The sequence below is a fragment of the Bacillus sp. FSL L8-0099 genome, assembly GCF_038006385.1.
GTDB lineage: Bacteria > Bacillota > Bacilli > Bacillales > Bacillaceae_G > Bacillus_A > Bacillus_A toyonensis.
The window spans coordinates 4,440,143-4,460,170 of the sequence record NZ_JBBOVC010000001.1 but is presented as its reverse complement, the minus strand read 5'-3'; the positions used below and the strand labels follow the sequence as shown (position 1 = coordinate 4,460,170).

17 protein-coding genes and 1 other annotated feature are annotated in these 20,028 nt (G+C 37.7%); of the genes, 15 read left to right on the top strand and 2 right to left on the bottom strand.

From position 1 onward, the window contains the following. The first annotated feature begins 97 nt into the window (after positions 1–97). On the top strand, positions 98–2,428 hold the full coding sequence (gene lon, locus MHH42_RS22655; RefSeq protein ID WP_000097313.1) for an endopeptidase La: 2,331 nt from the start codon (positions 98–100) through the stop codon (positions 2,426–2,428). Next, a complete protein-coding gene (gene ysxC, locus MHH42_RS22650) occupies positions 2,425–3,021 on the top strand; it encodes a ribosome biogenesis GTP-binding protein YsxC (RefSeq protein ID WP_000869123.1) in 597 nt (198 codons plus the stop codon). Before lon ends, ysxC begins: the two co-directional genes overlap by 4 nt. Before the next feature lie 33 nt (positions 3,022–3,054). Here ysxC and MHH42_RS22645 read toward each other — a convergent pair whose 3' ends face one another. Beyond that, positions 3,055–3,471, bottom strand: a complete 417-nt coding sequence (locus MHH42_RS22645; protein ID WP_000359777.1) for an organic hydroperoxide resistance protein — start codon at positions 3,469–3,471, stop codon at positions 3,055–3,057. 2 nt (positions 3,472–3,473) lie between these two features. Further along, positions 3,474–3,926 (bottom strand): MarR family winged helix-turn-helix transcriptional regulator, encoded by a 453-nt coding sequence (locus tag MHH42_RS22640; protein WP_000568750.1) that lies wholly within the window; start codon positions 3,924–3,926, stop codon positions 3,474–3,476. Positions 3,927–4,342: 416 nt separating this feature from the next. Between MHH42_RS22640 and hemA the strand changes: the two genes are divergently transcribed. The 13 genes from hemA to radC all read left to right on the top strand — a co-directional run bounded on the left by hemA (position 4,343) and on the right by radC (position 19,987). Continuing rightward, positions 4,343–5,677: a glutamyl-tRNA reductase gene (hemA, locus tag MHH42_RS22635; RefSeq protein ID WP_000547854.1), complete on the top strand. Its 1,335-nt coding sequence runs from the start codon at positions 4,343–4,345 to the stop codon at positions 5,675–5,677. A gap of 17 nt (positions 5,678–5,694) precedes the next feature. Next, complete coding sequence (locus MHH42_RS22630) at positions 5,695–6,528, top strand: cytochrome c biogenesis protein (RefSeq protein ID WP_000009003.1); 834 nt, start codon at positions 5,695–5,697, stop codon at positions 6,526–6,528. Between the two features lie 15 nt (positions 6,529–6,543). Next, positions 6,544–7,473 carry a hydroxymethylbilane synthase gene (gene hemC / locus MHH42_RS22625; protein WP_016109137.1) on the top strand — a complete coding sequence of 310 codons (930 nt, stop codon included), beginning with the start codon at positions 6,544–6,546 and terminating at the stop codon, positions 7,471–7,473. Positions 7,474–7,475: 2 nt separating this feature from the next. Beyond that, complete coding sequence (gene hemD, locus MHH42_RS22620) at positions 7,476–8,228, top strand: uroporphyrinogen-III synthase (RefSeq protein WP_340894177.1); 753 nt, start codon at positions 7,476–7,478, stop codon at positions 8,226–8,228. Between the two features lie 169 nt (positions 8,229–8,397). Continuing rightward, a complete protein-coding gene (gene hemB / locus MHH42_RS22615) occupies positions 8,398–9,387 on the top strand; it encodes a porphobilinogen synthase (RefSeq protein ID WP_016109135.1) in 990 nt (329 codons plus the stop codon). Continuing rightward, positions 9,387–10,676, top strand: a complete 1,290-nt coding sequence (gene hemL, locus MHH42_RS22610) for a glutamate-1-semialdehyde 2,1-aminomutase (protein WP_016109134.1) — start codon at positions 9,387–9,389, stop codon at positions 10,674–10,676. Before hemB ends, hemL begins: the two co-directional genes overlap by 1 nt. Positions 10,677–10,755: 79 nt before the next feature. Further along, on the top strand, positions 10,756–11,760 hold the full coding sequence (gene spoVID, locus MHH42_RS22605; RefSeq protein ID WP_340894175.1) for a stage VI sporulation protein D: 1,005 nt from the start codon (positions 10,756–10,758) through the stop codon (positions 11,758–11,760). A gap of 66 nt (positions 11,761–11,826) precedes the next feature. After that, positions 11,827–12,852 (top strand): spore coat protein YsxE, encoded by a 1,026-nt coding sequence (ysxE, locus tag MHH42_RS22600; RefSeq protein ID WP_000350668.1) that lies wholly within the window; start codon positions 11,827–11,829, stop codon positions 12,850–12,852. A gap of 176 nt (positions 12,853–13,028) precedes the next feature. Further along, positions 13,029–13,260, top strand: a binding site (T-box leader). 38 nt (positions 13,261–13,298) lie between these two features. Continuing rightward, positions 13,299–15,944, top strand: coding sequence for a valine--tRNA ligase (locus MHH42_RS22595; protein WP_000072227.1), 2,646 nt, complete (start codon positions 13,299–13,301; stop codon positions 15,942–15,944). Between the two features lie 92 nt (positions 15,945–16,036). Further along, the gene (locus MHH42_RS22590) at positions 16,037–17,338 is read left to right on the top strand and encodes a bifunctional folylpolyglutamate synthase/dihydrofolate synthase (protein ID WP_097837559.1); all 1,302 of its coding nucleotides are present in this window, start codon (positions 16,037–16,039) and stop codon (positions 17,336–17,338) included. Between the two features lie 165 nt (positions 17,339–17,503). Next, entirely contained in the window at positions 17,504–18,466 is a 963-nt protein-coding gene (locus tag MHH42_RS22585; protein ID WP_016109132.1) for a hypothetical protein, read from the top strand. Positions 18,467–18,686: 220 nt separating this feature from the next. Continuing rightward, positions 18,687–19,262 (top strand): Maf family protein, encoded by a 576-nt coding sequence (locus tag MHH42_RS22580; protein ID WP_001226282.1) that lies wholly within the window; start codon positions 18,687–18,689, stop codon positions 19,260–19,262. Between the two features lie 47 nt (positions 19,263–19,309). Then, on the top strand, positions 19,310–19,987 hold the full coding sequence (radC, locus tag MHH42_RS22575; RefSeq protein WP_001013401.1) for a DNA repair protein RadC: 678 nt from the start codon (positions 19,310–19,312) through the stop codon (positions 19,985–19,987). The last annotated feature ends 41 nt before the right edge of the window (positions 19,988–20,028 follow it).

Here is a 20,028-nt window from a genome sequence, read left to right as displayed (position 1 = left end):
CAAGGGATTTATAATTGCTCAGAATCTCTGCAATTGCATCTAGATGTATTGTAATATAAAATAGTTGAACAGGAGTTTAATTTATTATGGAGGTGCTATGTCTAGTATGAATACGAATGAAAGAATCGTACCCCTCCTACCATTAAGAGGCGTTCTCGTATATCCAACGATGGTTCTGCATCTTGATGTAGGACGTGATAAATCGATACAGGCACTAGAGCAGGCGGCAATGGATGAAAATATCATCTTTTTAGCGATGCAAAAAGAAATGAATATCGATGATCCGAAAGAAGATGACATATATAGTGTAGGTACAGTGGCGAAAGTGAAGCAAATGTTAAAATTGCCGAACGGTACGCTTCGTGTCCTTGTAGAAGGTTTACATAGAGCAGAAGTAGTAGAGTTTATCGAGGAAGAAAATGTAGTACAAGTTTCTATTAAAACGGTAACTGAAGAAGTGGAAGATGATTTAGAAGAGAAAGCTCTTATGCGTACGTTACTGGAGCATTTCGAACAATATATTAAAGTTTCGAAAAAAGTATCAAATGAAACATTTGCAACGGTAGCTGATGTAGAAGAACCAGGAAGACTAGCTGATTTAATTGCTTCTCACTTGCCAATTAAAACGAAACAGAAACAAGAAATTTTAGAGATTGTATCTGTGAAAGAACGATTACATACACTTATTTCAATTATTCAAGATGAACAAGAGTTACTTAGTTTAGAAAAGAAAATTGGACAAAAAGTGAAACGTTCAATGGAACGCACGCAAAAAGAATATTTCTTACGTGAGCAAATGAAGGCGATTCAAACTGAACTTGGCGATAAAGAAGGTAAGGGCGGGGAAGTAGAAGAACTTCGTGAGAAAATTGAACAGTCAGGAATGCCTGAAGAAACAACGAAGGCTGCACTGAAAGAATTAGATCGTTATGAAAAGCTACCAGCAAGTTCTGCGGAGAGCGGTGTTATTCGCAATTATATTGATTGGTTATTAGCACTTCCGTGGACAGAAGCGACAGAGGATATGATTGATCTTGTTCATTCTGAAGAGATTTTAAACAAAGATCATTACGGTCTTGAAAAAGTAAAAGAGCGAGTGCTTGAATATTTAGCTGTACAAAAATTGACGAACTCATTAAAAGGACCTATCCTTTGTTTAGTAGGCCCTCCAGGGGTCGGGAAAACTTCGTTAGCTCGTTCAATTGCGACATCATTAAATCGTAATTTTGTCCGTGTATCCCTTGGTGGTGTGCGTGATGAATCTGAAATTCGTGGTCACCGTCGTACATACGTTGGAGCAATGCCGGGACGCATTATTCAAGGTATGAAAAAGGCGAAAACAGTTAATCCAGTCTTCTTATTAGATGAGATTGATAAAATGTCTAACGATTTCCGTGGCGATCCATCAGCAGCATTACTTGAAGTGTTAGATCCAGAACAAAATCATAACTTCAGTGATCATTACATTGAAGAACCATATGATCTATCGAAAGTTATGTTTGTAGCAACCGCTAATACACTTTCAAGTATTCCGGGTCCATTACTTGACCGCATGGAAATTATTTCGATTGCTGGGTATACAGAACTGGAAAAGGTGCACATTGCTCGAGAGCATTTATTGCCGAAACAATTAAAAGAGCATGGCTTACGAAAAGGTAATTTACAAGTACGTGATGAAGCGCTTCTTGAAATTATTCGTTATTATACACGTGAGGCTGGTGTTCGTACGCTAGAGCGCCAAATTGCAAAGGTTTGTCGTAAAGCAGCGAAAATTATCGTTACAGCGGAACGTAAACGTATTGTTGTGACAGAGAAAAATATTGTAGATTTACTTGGTAAACACATATTCCGTTATGGACAAGCAGAGAAAACAGACCAAGTCGGAATGGCAACCGGGTTAGCTTATACAGCAGCGGGCGGCGATACACTTGCAATTGAAGTGTCTGTAGCGCCAGGTAAAGGGAAATTAATTTTAACAGGGAAACTTGGGGATGTTATGAAAGAATCAGCACAAGCTGCGTTTAGCTATATTCGTTCTCGTGCCGAAGAGCTTCATATCGATCCAAATTTCCATGAGAAAAATGATATTCATATTCACGTTCCAGAAGGAGCAGTTCCAAAAGATGGACCGTCAGCAGGTATTACGATGGCAACGGCACTTATTTCTGCACTAACAGGTATTCCTGTAAGTAAAGAAGTTGGTATGACAGGTGAAATTACACTTCGTGGCCGTGTATTACCAATTGGTGGATTGAAAGAAAAAACATTAAGTGCTCATCGCGCAGGCTTAACAAAAATTATTTTGCCAGCAGAGAACGAGAAAGATTTAGATGATATTCCAGAAAGCGTAAAAGAAAATCTTACGTTTGTGCTTGCATCTCATTTAGACGAAGTATTGGAGCACGCATTAGTAGGAGTGAAACAATGAAAGTAACAAAAGCAGATATTGTAATTAGTGCTGTTAAACCAGAACAATATCCAGACAGTGATTTACCAGAAATTGCATTAGCAGGTCGTTCAAATGTCGGGAAGTCTTCCTTCATTAATAAAATTTTAAATCGTAAAAAGTTAGTACGTATTTCTTCTAAACCAGGAAAAACGCAAACGCTGAACTTTTTCTTAATCAATGAAATGATGCATTTTGTTGACGTTCCAGGTTATGGATATGCGAAAGTATCTAAAACGGAACGTGCAGCATGGGGCAAGATGATTGAAACGTACTTTACAACACGTGAGCAATTAGATGCAGCTGTATTAGTAGTAGATTTACGTCACCAACCAACAAACGATGATGTGATGATGTATGATTTCTTAAAGCATTATGAAATTCCAACAATTATTATTGCGACGAAAGCCGATAAAATTCCGAAAGGGAAATGGCAAAAGCATTTAAAAGTTGTAAAAGAAACGCTTGCTGTTGAAATTGGCGATGAAATCGTTCTATTCTCTTCTGAAACAGGACTTGGAAAAGAAGAAGCGTGGAAGGCAATTCATAAAATGACAAAAACAAAAAACGCGTGACGAATGTCGCGCGTTTTTTGTTTGTATAAATTTTTAGCGTACGTTTAATGTTACTTCAATATTCCCTCGTGTTGCTTTAGAGTACGGACATACACCGTGAGCGGCTTCTACAAGTTCTTGTGCTTCGGCATGAGAAACGCCAGCGACATGTACGTCAAGTACAGCAGATAGTCCGAAACCACCATCTGTATCTTTTCCGATAGAAACGTGAGCAGTTACTTCTGTACTTTCCACTTTCACTCGTTTTGTACGAATGACAAGTTGCAATGCACTATCAAAACAAGCGGCATAACCAGCGGCAAATAGTTGCTCAGGGTTTGTTGCTTCCCCGCCAGCACCACCTAATGCTTTCGGCATTTTTACATCAAGATTTAATATGCCATCATCTGAAACTACTTTCCCGTTTCTTCCACCTGTTGCTGTTACTGAAGCAGTATATAATTTATCCATGTTTATTCCCCTTTTCTATCATTTATTGTTTTCATTGTTTCAATTAGTTTATTTAATTGGGTTAATAAAGAACGATACTCTTGCTCTGTAATTCCTAAATTTGTAGCCATCGTTTTCGGTAATGAACAAGCCTTTTCTTTTAAATCTTTACCTTGTTCTGTTAATTCAATACAAACTTTTCGCTCATCTTCTTTTGAACGAACACGTTTTACAAGGTTTAATGATTCCATCCGTTTTAGCATAGGTGTTAACGTGCCGGAATCTAGAAATAGACGTTCTCCAATTTCTTTTACTGTTAGTCCGTCTTGTTCCCATAGTACAAGTAAAGTAATGTACTGAGGGTACGTAATACCCATTTCGTCTAAATACGGTCGATAAAAACGTGTAACCTCTCTAGAACAGGCGTAAATAGAAAAACAAAGTTGGTTATCTAGATGCAAAGAATCTTCTATCATGAATAACTCCTTTCTTTTTAAATTGTGCACAATTTAATTTTGTAAAACTAATATAACGAAAAATAAATACAATGTCAAATACATTGTATTGAGAAAGTGTGTGCTATATTTTGGAACAATCATACATATTTTCCTTCATGATGAAAGAAGATAGGAAAGATGATGTTATAATTTATATGGAATAGTTTCCATCACTTGATTATGAGGACTTTTTTTGGTAACGTACAAATAGAGTTATTAATTTATAATCATTATAAAGTAGGGAGCTTTTTATTAGTTTTACTGAATCTCCTTTATTACATACGGAGAATATATAAAAAATAATCGGTTGTTCACACGATTGTCAGATTCATAAGAGGAAAGTTGTATTATGATAGTAGATAAAGTGATAAAACGGGTGAAGGGGGACATGCTGCGTGCATATTCTTGTTGTTAGTGTAAATTATCGAACAGCCCCTGTAGAATTTCGTGAGAAACTCACATTTCAGGCAGCAGAGCTAGAACAAGCAATGACTACATTACAAAGTCAAAAGAGCGTGTTAGAAAATGTCATTGTATCAACTTGTAATCGCACTGAGATTTATGCTGTTGTCGATCAATTACACACGGGACGGTATTATATTAAGAAGTTTTTAGCTGATTGGTTTCAGCTTGAAATAGAAGAAGTCGCACCATATTTAACTATTTTTGAACAAGATGGTGCAATAGATCATTTATTCCGCGTAACGTGCGGTTTAGATTCTATGGTAGTTGGAGAAACGCAGATTTTAGGTCAAATAAAAGATAGCTTTTTAGAAGCGCAACAAGTAAAAGCGACAGGTACAATTTTTAATGAATTGTTTAAGCAAGTCATTACGTTAGCAAAACGCGCTCACTCAGAAACAACAATTGGTGAGAGTGCAATGTCTGTTAGTTATGCTGCTGTTGAACTTGGAAAGAAAATATTTGGTGAGTTAACAGATTGTCATGTACTTATTCTTGGTGCTGGTAAAATGGGAGAACTTGCATTACAAAATTTATACGGAAGCGGTGCTCGTAAAGTAACCGTTATGAATAGAACGCTTTCAAAAGCGGAAGTAATGGCTGAGAAATATATGGGACATGCAAAATCTTTAAGTGAATTACAATGTGCATTATTAGAAGCGGACATTTTAATTAGTTCCACTGGTGCATCAGAGTATGTCATTACGAAAGAGATGATGACAAAGGTAGAGAAAATGCGCTCTGGTCGTCCTTTATTTATGGTTGATATTGCAGTGCCACGTGATATTGATCCAGCAATTGATGAGTTAGAAGGTTCTTTCTTATATGACATTGATGATCTGCAAGGAGTAGTGGAAGCAAATCGTGCGGAGCGTTTGAAAGAAGCAGAGAAAATTCAATTTATGATTGAAGAGGAAATTGTTCTATTTAAAACGTGGTTAAGTACACTTGGTGTTGTTCCGTTAATAGCAGCTCTTCGTGATAAGGCACTTGTAATTCAAAGCGAAACGATGGAAAGTCTTGAACGAAAAATACCAAATCTTAGTGATCGTGAGAAAAAAGTAATTAGTAAGCATACGAAAAGTATTATTAACCAATTATTAAAAGACCCAATTTTAGTAGCAAAAGAAATAGCTGCTGAAGAGGGGGCGGGCGAAAAATTAGCGTTATTTGCAAAGATTTTTGATTTAGAAACGGAAGAAGTAGAGAGTCGTGCGGAAGAAGTAGAACATAAAAGAGTGTGGACACCATCCGTTCCATCTTTATAATTTGGAAGGATGATCGGATGAGTTTTTTAAATAACAGTATTATTTATCATATTGCAATTATTTTATATGCTTGTAGCATTAGTTTATATTTTATAGATTATTTCCAAAGTAACCGAAAGGCGAACCGATTTGCTTTTTGGTTACTTTCGATTGTATGGGTATTGCAGTCTATTTTTATGTTGCTTAGGGCGACAGATTCAGAAACGAATCCCATTTTAACTTTATTATCAGGGATTTATTTTTATGTTTGGTTATTGATTACGATGTCGTTAGTCATAAATCGATTTATGCGCGTTGACTTTTTAGTCTTCTTTACAAATGTTGTAGCATTTGGCGTAAGCGCCTTTTCTATTTTTACACCGCTCGGAAAGATGTCGCCAGTACTTGCAGAGCAATTAGTTTCAGAACTTGTATACGTGCATGTTGGAATGGCGATTATTTCTTATGCAACGTTTACGGTATCGTTTATTTTTTCTATTATGTATTTACTGCAATATCGCCTATTAAAAAAGAAAAAGTGGAATGCGAGATTAAGAAGGTTAGGGAATTTGCCGAAGCTTGAATCTACGTCTTACGGGTTAAATTTATTTTCTGTTCCATTTTTCTTACTAGCAATTTTATTAGGATGCATATGGGGATATACAAAATTGGACAATTTTCATTGGTATGATACGAAAGTAATCGGTTCGTTTGTCGTTCTATTTGTATATTGTACGGGCTTGTATTTACGAGCGGCAGATGTGTTGCAAGGGAAGAAAATTGTACTGTGGAATGTAGGGGCCTTTCTCGTAATGCTAGTTAACATTTTTCTATTAAGTAGTTTATCTAATTTCCACTTTTGGTATTTATAATGAGGAGAGAGAATTATGCGCAAAATTATTGTAGGTTCACGAAAGAGTAAGCTAGCATTGACGCAAACAAACTGGTTTATTGATCAGTTAAAAGCACTTGGTTTACCATATGAATTTGAAGTGAAAGAAATTGTCACTAAAGGTGATGTGATTTTAGATGTTACTCTTTCAAAAGTAGGCGGAAAAGGTTTGTTCGTTAAAGAAATTGAACATGCGTTACTTATGAAAGAAATCGATATGGCTGTACATAGTATGAAAGATATGCCAGCCGTACTTCCAGAAGGATTAATGATTGGCTGTACACCAAAGCGTGTTGACCCTCGTGATGCTTTTATTTCTAAAAGCGGAGAATCATTTAAAGATTTAGCAGAAGGTGCGATTTTAGGAACGAGTAGTTTAAGACGTAGTGCACAGTTATTAGCTGCGAGACCAGATTTACAAGTGAAATGGATTCGCGGAAATATCGATACACGTTTACGTAAATTAAAAGAAGAAGATTATGATGCAATTATTTTAGCGACAGCTGGATTACAAAGAATGGGCTGGGATGATGAAGTGATTACAGAACATTTAGATGAAACGTTATGTGTACCAGCTGTAGGACAAGGTGCATTAGCGATTGAATGTCGTAAGGACGATAACGATTTATTACAGTTGTTATCGCATATGAATGATGCTGTAACAGAGAGAACAGTGGCAGCGGAGCGAGTATTTCTTCATAAACTTGAAGGTGGATGTCAAGTTCCGATCGCTGGATATGCAACTCTTACAAAGGATGATGCAATCGAATTAACAGCTCTTGTCGGTTCTATGGACGGCTCTGTTTTATTAAAAGAGACAGTGGTAGGCGTTGAACCAAAGGAAGTAGGGCTAGAGGCTGCGGACCGTTTAATTAAACAAGGCGCAAAAGAACTCATTCTTGCTGCAAATAAGGGACAAAGATAAATATGAATGCTCTTGCTGGCAAAACAGTATTGATTACACGTGCCCAGCATCAAGCGAAACAAATGAGTGTAGCAGTGAAAGAACGGAGCGGAATTCCATTGGAAATTCCGCTTTTGCGTATGGAAGGCACATCTCATAGGCGAATTCACCATACAGCAAGGCGGCTACATTCGTATGACTGGGTTATTTTTACGAGTAAAAATGGTGTAACTTTTTTTCTAGATGGTTTAGAAAAGAAACTACCATTAACTATTAAAATCGCTGCGGTAGGCGTGAAAACAAAATTAGAGTTAGAAAAAAGGGGCTATCAAGTTCATTTTGTTCCAACCTCATTTGTTGCAGAAGTGTTTGCCGAAGAGTTTCTAAAAGAATTAAGTGGAAACGAGCGTATTTTATTTCCGAAAGGGAATTTAACGAGAGATGTAATTCCAGTTAAACTTCGGGGAATTGGTGTTTCTCTAGATGAGCTAATCGTATACGGTACGAAAGTAAATGTAGAGAAAAAACAAGAACTTATAACAGCATTGAAAGTAAGGGAAGTAAATGTTATTACATTTACGAGTCCTTCAACTGTTGATAGTTTTGTTCGTTTACTGGAGGGCACAAACTGGAGAGAATGGACAAAAAAATGTACAATTGCTTGTATAGGGCCTATTACGGAAAAAGAAGCGAACCTTTATTTTCCGCATGTTATTGTGCCGAAAGAGTACACTGTAGAAGCATTACTACAATGCATTTGTGAATCTATAAAGTGAAACTTTAATTAGTGGGAGGTTCATTCCCCACTAATTATTAGCCCTCACCAATTGGGCGTTTATGGGCAGTTGATTTCCCATCTAACTTCTTTGCTCTAGCCGAATTTTGAGATGGGAGTCTTACTGCCCGTTAACGCGGGACAAAATAAAAGAATGGGGATAGAAATTTATGAACTCTTTACAATTTAATCGTCATCGTCGCTTAAGACAAAGCGGGGGCATGCGTGCGCTTGTGCGTGAAACGTTTTTACATACGGAAGATTTTATTTACCCTATTTTTGTATTAGAAGGAGAGAATGTTCGTAATGAAGTTCCTTCTATGCCGGGTGTATATCAAATCTCTTTAGATTTATTGCAAGCTGAAATGCAAGAGGTTGTTGATTTAGGTATTCGTTCTGTTATTGTATTTGGTTTACCTGCTGAAAAGGATGAAGTTGGATCATCAGCATATTGTGATCATGGAATTGTACAGCGTGCCATTAAGCAAATTAAAGATGAGTTCCCTGAGTTAGTAGTAGTTGCAGATACATGTTTATGTCAATTCACAAGCCATGGTCATTGCGGTGTAATTGAAGATGGTATTATTTTAAATGACGAGTCTCTTGCAGTACTTGCGAAAACAGCTGTAAGCCAAGCGAAAGCAGGAGCGGACATTATTGCGCCATCAAACATGATGGACGGATTCGTAACAGCAATTCGCCATGCGTTAGATGAGAATGGTTTTGGACACGTACCAGTTATGTCGTACGCTGTGAAATATTCATCAGCATTTTATGGACCGTTCCGTGATGCTGCACACGGCGCGCCGCAATTTGGTGACCGTAAAACATATCAAATGGACCCAGCGAACCGTATGGAGGCATTCCGTGAAGCAGAATCAGATGTAGTGGAAGGTGCTGATTTCTTAATTGTAAAGCCAGCTCTTTCTTACTTAGATATCATTCGTGATGTGAAAAATAACTTTAATTTACCAATCGTTGCTTACAACGTAAGTGGTGAATATTCAATGATTAAAGCGGCAGCGCAAAATGGCTGGATTAATGAAAAAGAAGTTGTGCTTGAAAAATTAATTAGCATGAAACGTGCAGGAGCAGACTTAATTATTACGTATCATGCGAAAGATGCAGCAAAATGGTTACAAGAAGGAGGCGCTAAATAATGAAAAAGTTTGATAAATCGATTGCGGCGTTTGAAGAGGCACAAGACTTAATGCCTGGTGGCGTAAATAGCCCTGTTCGTGCCTTTAAATCTGTTGGTATGAATCCATTGTTTATGGAGCGTGGAAAAGGCTCTAAAGTATATGATATTGATGGAAATGAATACATCGATTACGTATTATCATGGGGTCCTTTAATTCATGGTCATGCAAATGATCGTGTTGTTGAAGCGTTAAAATCTGTTGCTGAAAGAGGTACAAGCTTCGGTGCGCCGACAGAAATCGAAAATAAATTAGCGAAACTTGTTATTGAGCGTGTACCATCGATTGAAATTGTCCGCATGGTTAACTCTGGAACAGAAGCGACAATGAGTGCACTACGTTTAGCTCGTGGTTATACAGGCCGTAACAAAATTTTAAAATTTATTGGTTGTTACCACGGTCATGGTGATTCGTTATTAATTAAAGCTGGTTCTGGTGTGGCGACTCTAGGTTTACCAGATAGCCCTGGCGTACCAGAAGGTGTAGCGAAAAATACGATTACAGTAGCTTATAATGATTTAGAAAGTGTGAAGTACGCTTTTGAACAATTCGGTGATGATATTGCTTGTGTAATTGTAGAACCAGTAGCAGGGAATATGGGGGTTGTTCCTCCGCAACCAGGATTTTTAGAAGGGCTTCGTGAAGTAACAGAACAAAACGGTGCACTGCTTATTTTTGATGAAGTAATGACAGGATTCCGTGTTGCTTATAACTGTGGACAAGGTTACTACGGTGTAACACCTGATTTAACTTGTTTAGGTAAAGTAATCGGTGGTGGCTTACCAGTAGGGGCGTACGGTGGTAAAGCAGAAATTATGCGTCAAGTTGCGCCGAGCGGGCCGATTTATCAAGCTGGTACTTTATCAGGTAACCCACTTGCAATGGCAGCAGGTTATGAAACGTTAGTACAATTAACGCCAGAATCATATGTAGAGTTTGAGCGTAAAGCAGAAATGTTAGAAGCGGGACTACGTAAGGCGGCTGAAAAATATGGTATTCCTCATCATATTAACCGTGCAGGCTCTATGATTGGTATTTTCTTTACAGATGAGCCGGTTATTAATTACGATACAGCGAAATCTTCAAACTTAGAATTCTTCGCGGCTTACTATCGTGAAATGGTAGAACAAGGTGTATTCTTGCCACCATCTCAATTTGAAGGTTTGTTCTTATCGACAGCGCATAGTGATGCAGATATTGAAGCGACGATTGCAGCGGCTGAAATTGCAATGTCAAAGTTACAAGCATAATATATTAGAGAAAATCGCTCTCCATAAGGGGAGCGATTTTTTTTATTCATAAAGTGGGCTTTACATACATAAATCTGTAATGACATATAGTTTGGGAGGGGGAAAAGAAGTGACAACAGATCATTCGTTACGATTTTCATTAAAAGAATCTGTTTGGTTCCAAAAAGGACAGGAAGTCGAAGAACTTTTGTCAATTTCGTTAGATCCAGACGTTGAGATAGAAGAGCTTGATCATGAAGTTATCGTGAGAGGGCAGTTAGATTTAACGGGGGAGTATGTTGCAAGGCAAGATGATTCGGCCTATTCATTAAGAGAACTATCGCCAGCAAAGTCAATTGATTATGTAGAAACAAGGGAAGATGGGGTGAATGAACTTGTTCATTCCTTTCCACTTGAAATATCAATTCCAAGAAATCGAGTGAAAGTAATTGAAGAATTATATGTATCAATTGAAGAATTTGATTATGAATTGAAGGAAAATGGTTGCTTACAATTATTAGCGGATATATCTATTACAGGTTTATGTGATGAGGAAAGAATCGAGGATGAAGAGGAAGAAACGGCGTATGCTGAGTTAGAAGATGATTCAGCTGAAGGGGATGAAAATAGACCCGCGCCGCATGTAGCGGAACCAACCTATAAAGAATCAGATGAATGGGAAGATTACGCATTTGAACCGTTCCAGCTAGAAGAAAGAAAAGAGCAAGAAGAAGCGGAAGAGGAATTGGCAGAACATGAATTTGCGGAGCGTGAAGAGGGGCAAGAAACGACGCTGCAATTTGAATTGTTTGGACGAAAAGATTATCAAAAAGAAAAGGCGAAAAAGCAGGAAGAGCAAGAAGAGGCATACTCACAGCGAGATGAAAATGCGCTTTATTTAACACAATTATTTACGAAAGAACCGGAAGAAGAATTTACGAAGTTAAGAATGTATTTCGTGCAAGAAGGGGATACAATCGAATCTGTTGCAGAACGTTATGACACGTCTGTACAAAATTTATACCGTGTTAATCAAACAGAAGATATATATTTAACTACGGGACAAATTATTTATATTCCCGTTTCAAAAGCAAAGGTGAAATAAGGGGGTGAGTGCTTTCACTCCCCTATTGTCCTAGAGGCTATGTTTTGAATAGAAAGGGTCATTCGTATGGATATTGAATTACGAAATCGCTATGAACCCATTGTAAGGCAATATAGATTGGATACGCAGCATATGGAAGAGCACGGAAGTGTAACGAAAATTTACACGAATCAAGGTCCATATGCGCTAAAGAAAATAGAAGATAGAAAGTTAGAGCGGAATAACTTTCTACATCATATTCAATATTTGAAGGAGAAAGGTTTTTCAAATTATGTACCTATATACCATGCGACGGATGGGAATTATATTTTAAGTGACGGGACTTATAATTATTATTTAATGCCTTGGTTAGAACGTGCGGAAGGAAACGGCGAGGATAATGATCAATACCATAAAATGTTTCAAACACTTGGAACGTTGCACCAAAAAACGGTGAAAGAAGAAACATATACAGAAGAAGATTTAGAAAAACATTACACAAGTATATCCGATCGTTGGGAAAATGATGGTGAGATGTTAGAAGAGTTTCTTGTAGAATCTGAAGCGAAGTGGTATATGTCTCCGTTTGAATTACAATATTGTACGTACTATCATCATGTAATGAGGGCGCGTGAATTTGCAACGAAGCAATTAAATGAGTGGAACGATGCGATGAAAGAAAAAGATAAAACACGCATTACTTTTGTGCATGGTAACGTGTCACTTAATCATTTTTTATTTGACTATGAACGGAATGGCTATTTTATTAGTTTAGAAAAATCGAAGTTTGCAACGCCTGTGCAAGATATTGTAGGGTTTTATTCGCGGTCTTTAAACACATATCCAATTGCGCGAAGTGATCGTTTTGAATGGTATCAAATGTACCAAAAAAACTTCCCGTTTACGAAAGAAGAGCAACTGCTTATGTATGCTTACATGACCTATCCATCGCAATTTATTCGGCAAATTGAGTCTTATAAAAAAAGAAGGCAGAGTCGCAATAAGGAAAATGAGATTCGCGGAGTAAAGAGCTTGCAACAATCACATTGGCTCGTTAGCAATGTAGAATATTTCCTGTCACAATTACAAGCTGCCCAGCAAGGGAACGGATAAAGTGAAACTTTAATCAGTGGCGGGGGGATTACCGCCCGTAAATAGAGGGGTAAAAAAGATAAGTGGAGGATGCTACTTATCTTTTTTATATTCGCCCGGAAAGTGATAGTCTTAAATTTATCTTGACGAATAAGGTTTCGTTTTTTACACTATTGTATATAATAATTAACAATCATATAAATGCCTTGAAGGGGAAGAGTATAACATGAAACGTCTTCAGAGAGGAGAATCATTAGCTGGGAGATTCTCTAGATAGTTATGTTAGAAGGTAGCCCTGGAGCATCTTTTCTGAACGGAATAGTTCTCATTAGGAAAAGACGGATTTGTCCGTTATCAAATTAAGAGTATAAGCAAATTCTGAATTTGTTTGTAAATAAAGGTGGTACCGCGATGTCCCTCGTCCTTTTTTGGATGAGGGGCATTTTTTATTTTAAGGAGGGAAAATAATGTCAAACACGGAAAAGAATTTACCAACTAAATATGATCATATGTCCGTTGAAGAAGGCCTTTATCAATGGTGGCTTGAAGGCAAATATTTCGAAGCAACAGGAGACGAGAAGAAACAACCGTATACAATTGTAATTCCACCTCCGAACGTAACTGGTAAGTTACACTTAGGTCATGCTTGGGATACAACTCTTCAAGATATTTTAACTCGTACGAAGCGTATGCAAGGATACGATGTATTATGGCTTCCAGGAATGGACCATGCGGGTATCGCAACACAAGCGAAAGTAGAAGGAAAACTTCGTGAAGAAGGTATTTCACGTTACGATCTTGGCCGTGAGAAATTCCTTGAAAAAGCTTGGGAGTGGAAAGAAGAGTACGCTTCTCACATTCGTCAACAATGGGGGAAAGTTGGTTTAGGACTAGACTATTCTCGTGAACGTTTCACATTAGACGAAGGTTTATCTGATGCAGTTAATAAAGTATTCGTTCAATTATACGAAAAAGGCTTAATTTACCGCGGTGAATATATTATCAACTGGGACCCAGCAACACGTACAGCTCTTTCTGATATCGAAGTAATTCATAAAGAGGTTCAAGGTGCATTCTACCATATGAACTATCCGTTAACAGATGGTTCTGGTCACATTCGTCTTGCAACTACTCGTCCAGAAACGATGCTTGGTGATACAGCTGTAGCAGTTCATCCAGAAGACGATCGTTACAAACATTTAATCGGAAAAACAGTTACCCTTCCAATCGTAGGCCGTGAGATTCCGATTATTGCCGATGAGTACGTAGAAAAAGACTTTGGAACAGGCGTTGTAAAAATTACACCAGCTCATGACCCGAATGACTTTGAAGTAGGTAACCGTCATGACTTACCACGCATCTTAGTAATGAACGAAGATGGAACGATGAACGAAAAAGCTGGTAAGTATAACGGTATGGACCGTTTCGAATGCCGTAAAGCGTTAGTGAAAGACTTACAAGAAGCGGACGTATTAGTAGAAATTGAGCCTCATATGCATTCAGTAGGTCATAGTGAGCGTAGCGGTGCAGTTGTTGAGCCTTATTTATCAACACAATGGTTCGTAAAAATGGCTCCACTTGCAGAAAAAGCAGTAGCACTTCAACAAAAAGAAGAAGAAAAAGTAACGTTCGTACCAGAGCGTTTTGAAAACACATACTTACGCTGGATGGAAAACATTCATGACTGGTGTATTTCTCGTCAATTATGGTGGGGACACCGCATTCCAGCTTGGTATCATAAAGAAACTGGTGAAGTATACGTAGGTACTGAAGCGCCAGCGGATATTGAAAACTGGAATCAAGATAACGACGTACTTGATACATGGTTTAGCTCAGCGTTATGGCCGTTCTCAACACTTGGTTGGCCAAATGAAGAGGCAGTAGACTTTAAAAAGTTCTATTCAACAGATGCTTTAGTAACTGGTTATGACATCATCTTCTTCTGGGTATCTCGTATGATTTTCCAAGGTTTAGAGTTTACAGGAGAGCGTCCATTTAAAGATGTATTAATTCACGGTTTAGTTCGTGATGAACAGGGACGTAAAATGAGTAAATCTCTTGGTAACGGTATCGACCCGATGGATGTTATCGAGAAGTACGGTGCAGATGCAATGCGTTACTTCTTATCAACAGGAAGTGCACCAGGCCAAGATTTACGTTTCAGCATGGAAAAAGTAGAATCTACTTGGAACTTCATTAATAAAATTTGGAACGCATCACGTTTCGTATTAATGAACATGGATGATATGAAGTATGAAGAAATCGATTTAACTGGTGAAAAATCAGTTGCAGATAAGTGGATTTTAACTCGCTTAAACGAAACGATTGAAAGTGTAACACGTAACATGGATAAATATGAGTTCGGTGAAGCTGGTCGTTCATTATACAACTTCATTTGGGATGATTTCTGTGACTGGTACATTGAGATGGCGAAACTTCCACTATACGGTGAAGATGAAGCAGCTAAGAAAACAACTCGTTCTATTTTAGCTTACGTATTAGACCAAACGATGCGTCTATTACACCCATTCATGCCGTTCGTAACAGAGAAGATTTGGCAACATTTACCGCATGAAGGCGAGTCTATTACAGTAGCGGCTTGGCCAACAGTTCGTGAAGATTTACAAGATAAAGAAGCGGCAGCAGAAATGCACCTTCTAGTTGATATCATTCGCTCTGTTCGTAACATCCGTGCAGAAGTAAATACGCCAATGAGCAAAAAAGTTCAAATGCAAATTAAAGCAAAAGATGAGGCTATCCTTGCTCAACTTACGAAAAACAGCTCTTACATTGAGCGTTTCTGTAACCCAAGTGAATTAACAATTCAAACGAATTTACAAGCGCCAGAAAAAGCGATGACTGCAATCGTATCAGGTGCAGAGTTATTCTTACCGTTAGCTGATCTTATCAACCTTGACGAAGAGAGAGCACGTCTTGAAAAAGAACTTGAGAAGTTCGATAAAGAGGTAGAACGTGTACAGAAGAAACTTTCAAACCAAGGATTCGTAGCGAAAGCTCCTGCGGCAGTTATTGACGGAGAGCGTGCGAAAGAGCAAGATTACCTAGAAAAACGCGAAGCAGTTCGCCAACGTCTAGCAGATCTTGAGAAATAAAGTGTATTTTAGAGACTCACTATATTGGTGAGTCTCTTTTCTTTGCGTATAATAGAATGATGAAGGTTGTCTTTTGAAAGGGGAAAACATACGTGATACATACATACGAAGAAGCGATAGGGTGGATTCATAGTCGATTGAAGTTTGGTATTAAACCAGGATTAGAAAGAATGAACTGGATGCTAGAAGAACTCGGAAATCCAGAGCGTCATATAAAATGTGTTCATCTTGCTGGTACAAATGGAAAAGGTTCAACTTTAACGTATATGCGCTACATGCTAGAAGGCGCAAAATATAAGGTTGGAACATTTACCTCTCCTTACATTGAAACATTTAATGAGCGTATTAGTGTGAACGGAACACCAATTGCAGATGAAGAGATTGCGGAACTTGTAAACATAGTAAAGCCAGTCGTTGAAAAACTAGACGAGACGAATTTAGGGGAAGCGACTGAGTTTGAGATTATTACTGTTATGGCAATTTGTTATTTCGGTAAAATCAATTTCTGTGATGTTGTTTTATTTGAAACAGGGCTTGGAGGGCGCTTTGACTCTACGAATGTTATTCATCCTGTTCTCACAATTATTACAAATATCGGTCACGATCATATGCATATTTTAGGGGATACACTAGGAGAAATTGCGTATGAGAAGGCAGGAATTATTAAGTCGGGTGTTCCGGTTATTACAGGCGTGCAAGATGATGAAGCATTGCAGGTCATTCAAAAGGTTGCAAAGGAAAATCATGCAAACTTATATGAACTGGGCAAACATTTTACAGCGTTACATAAACAGTCTAACGAAGATGGGGAACGTTTTGATTTTGCTTGTCCTTTCGCATCTTTTGAAGATGTTCGAATGTCAATGAAAGGTGTTCACCAAGTAGGAAATGCCTCACTAGCACTTATGGCAATTATGTATTTAAAAACATATGTATCATTTTTAATTGAGGAAGAGGAAATAAGAGCTGGATTACATGAAGCGTATTGGATTGGCCGATTTGAAAAGCTGAAAAATAATCCTGATATTATAATAGATGGTGCTCACAATCCAGAAGGTATTGAGAGTCTTGTGAAAACAGTAGAGGCACATTATAAAGATAAAAATATAATAGTTTTATTTACTGCGCTTGGTGATAAACAGTTGCATAATATGGTAGGTCAATTAGAAACAATTGCCGATGAAATTATTTTTACAACATTCGCCTTTGATCGTGCCATTTCCGCTGACAAACTTGCAGCGCATTCGCAAAAAAAATCAAAATTAGTCTTTGAAAATTGGAAAGAGGCAATTGATACAAAGGTTGAAATGATAGGGGGAAATGATGTCTTTATCATAACGGGTTCTCTATATTTCATTTCTGAAGTTAGAAAATATATTCGCGAGAAAAACTAGATAGCCTTTGCTATCTAGTTTTTTTGTTCTACAAATGAAGTCAAATGCATACATATAAGATAATTATATAGGGTTATTTGGCGAATTTCTCTGACAAATATCTCGTTTTTTTGTGAAATGAATATGATATGATGCGGACAACGACAAGAGGTGAGGTGTGAGTGTATGGACAAGCAATCACGAACGATCTCGGTGAAAGTAAATGGAACAGAAGCGAAGTATGAAGAAAAGAAGAAAGATGAGTTTGAATGGATGGTAGTGGAAAGTGAAAGACCGAAAAACGTTGTTCCGTTTCAAAAAAAGAAATCAGCGTCCATGGAAAAATACAGAAAGAAGTGGAGTAATACATTAATTGTAATTGTTACAACTGCAATTATAATTGGTACGGCGTTTGGAATGGGAATGCTGCAGTTACTCACAGGACAAGGGACAACAGGGGAAAGTACGGTAACGGCTTCGAAGCAGACTGGAAATGAAGAATCAAAAGTGGATGGAACGGCAGAACAAACACCAGCATCAAAAGAGGAAAAACAAAAAGCGCAGACAGGAACGGCATTAGAGCCAATGAAATTATTTTTTGTTCAAGGTGGGCTTTATTCTTCCAAAGAAACGGGACAGGCCGCTCTTGAAGAATGGAAAGGTAACGGAGGGGTTGCTGCTTTGAAACCGAGCGGTGATAAGTATGCACTAATTGTTGGTATTGCTAGCGATGAACAGGCTATAAATCAATTAATGACGCAGTATAAAAATGATGGTGTCTCCGTTTTAAAAAAGAACTGGGATATTACGGATAAAGCGTTGCTTAAAGATGATAAAGAAATAGGAGCATTCTTAACAAAAGTACAGCCATTATATACTCATTTAGCAAAATATGCTTCTAGCGTACAAGCTGGTGGGAAAAGTAATGCAAAAGATATAGAAGTAATTGAGAAAGAATGGAAAGCGATTGAAAAAGTAGGGAAAAGTATGAAGCAGGAGGAGGTAAAAAAACTGTATATGTATACGTCAATAGCTGTGCAAACAGTGAAGGACGGAAAGGGCGATAAAGAATCTTTGGCGAAATTAAATCAAGTTGTTATTGATGGTATACTTTCGTATGAAAAAATTGTTTCGCAAAAAGTGAAATGATAAGATAATGAAATGACGAAGAAAGAAGTATAGATACTTCTTTCTTTTCTTTTAAATTTAGAGCAAAGTGCTTTCTCTATGGCTGGAATATAATCGTATGCAGTAAAGAAATATTATTTTGTTTAGAGAAAATAATATTTCTTTCATTTGTGGATAAACTATTCCTTTGATACGATTGATGTAAATTGTTCTGCTTCATGTGAGAAAGGAAGGAGAAAATATGAGAAAAATTATTTTAGCTTCAGGATCACCTCGGAGGAAGGAATTGCTGGAGTTAGCTGGCGTACCGTTTGAAATCGTTGTAAGTGAAGTGGAAGAAACGATTGGTGCGTATTCATCACCTCCTGATATCGTTATGTCCCTTGCCCTGCAAAAAGCATCTGCGGTAGCAGAAAATAATAGTGATCACATTGTGTTAGGTGCAGACACAATCGTTACATATGAGTCGCGTATTCTTGGAAAGCCTTCTAATGAGGTTGAGGCGAAAGAAATGTTACAATTATTATCAGGAAAAACACACGAAGTGTATACAGGTGTGGCAATTATATCGAAAGAAAAAACGGTCACTTTTTATGAGCGTACAGAAGTTACGTTTTGGGAATTAACAGAAGAAGAAATTGACGTATATGTTGCATCGAAAGAACCTCTTGATAAAGCAGGAAGTTATGGTATCCAAGGAAAAGGGTCTATTTTTGTTCAACATATTCAAGGAGATTACTACAGTGTAGTCGGCTTACCAATTGCACGTCTTGTCCGGGAATTAAAACAATTTGATATTGATGTAACCCATGCGTAAAATTGCATGGGGTTTTCTTTGAGAGAACAGGTAAAAGGGGTGGAGAGATGAACGGTATTCGTGATGTTGTCAGAGAAGAACAGCCACGGGAGCGTTTATTATTAGAAGGAACAGGGAGTTTATCAAATCGGGAGCTTCTTGCAGTGTTACTCAGAACAGGTTCTAAAGAAGAGACAGTTTTAAAGTTGTCAGATAAAATTTTACATCACTTTGATGGTTTACGTATGTTGAAAGATGCAACGTTAGAAGAGTTAATCAGTATTCATGGTGTTGGGATTGCAAAGGCATCTCAGCTTATGGCTGCTTTTGAACTAGGTAGAAGAATGGTACGTTTAGAGTATCAAAATCGATATAGCATTCGAAGCCCAGAAGATTGTGCGAAATACATGATGGAAGAACTACGCTTTTTACAACAAGAGCATTTTGTTTGTTTATATTTAAATACAAAAAATCAAGTTATACATAGGCAAACGATATTCATTGGAAGTTTAAACACGTCAATTGTACACCCAAGGGAAGTCTTTAAAGAAGCGTTCCGCCGTGCAGCAGCCTCTATCATATGTCTTCATAACCATCCCTCAGGAGATCCTACGCCGAGCCGAGAAGATATTGAAGTAACAAAACGTTTAGTAGAATGCGGCCAGATTATCGGAATTGAAGTGCTTGATCATATTATAATAGGTGACCATAAATTCGTGAGTTTAAAGGAAAAAGGTCATATTTAAGACTATGCTTTTTACTTATTTTGTTTTATAATGTGATTTAT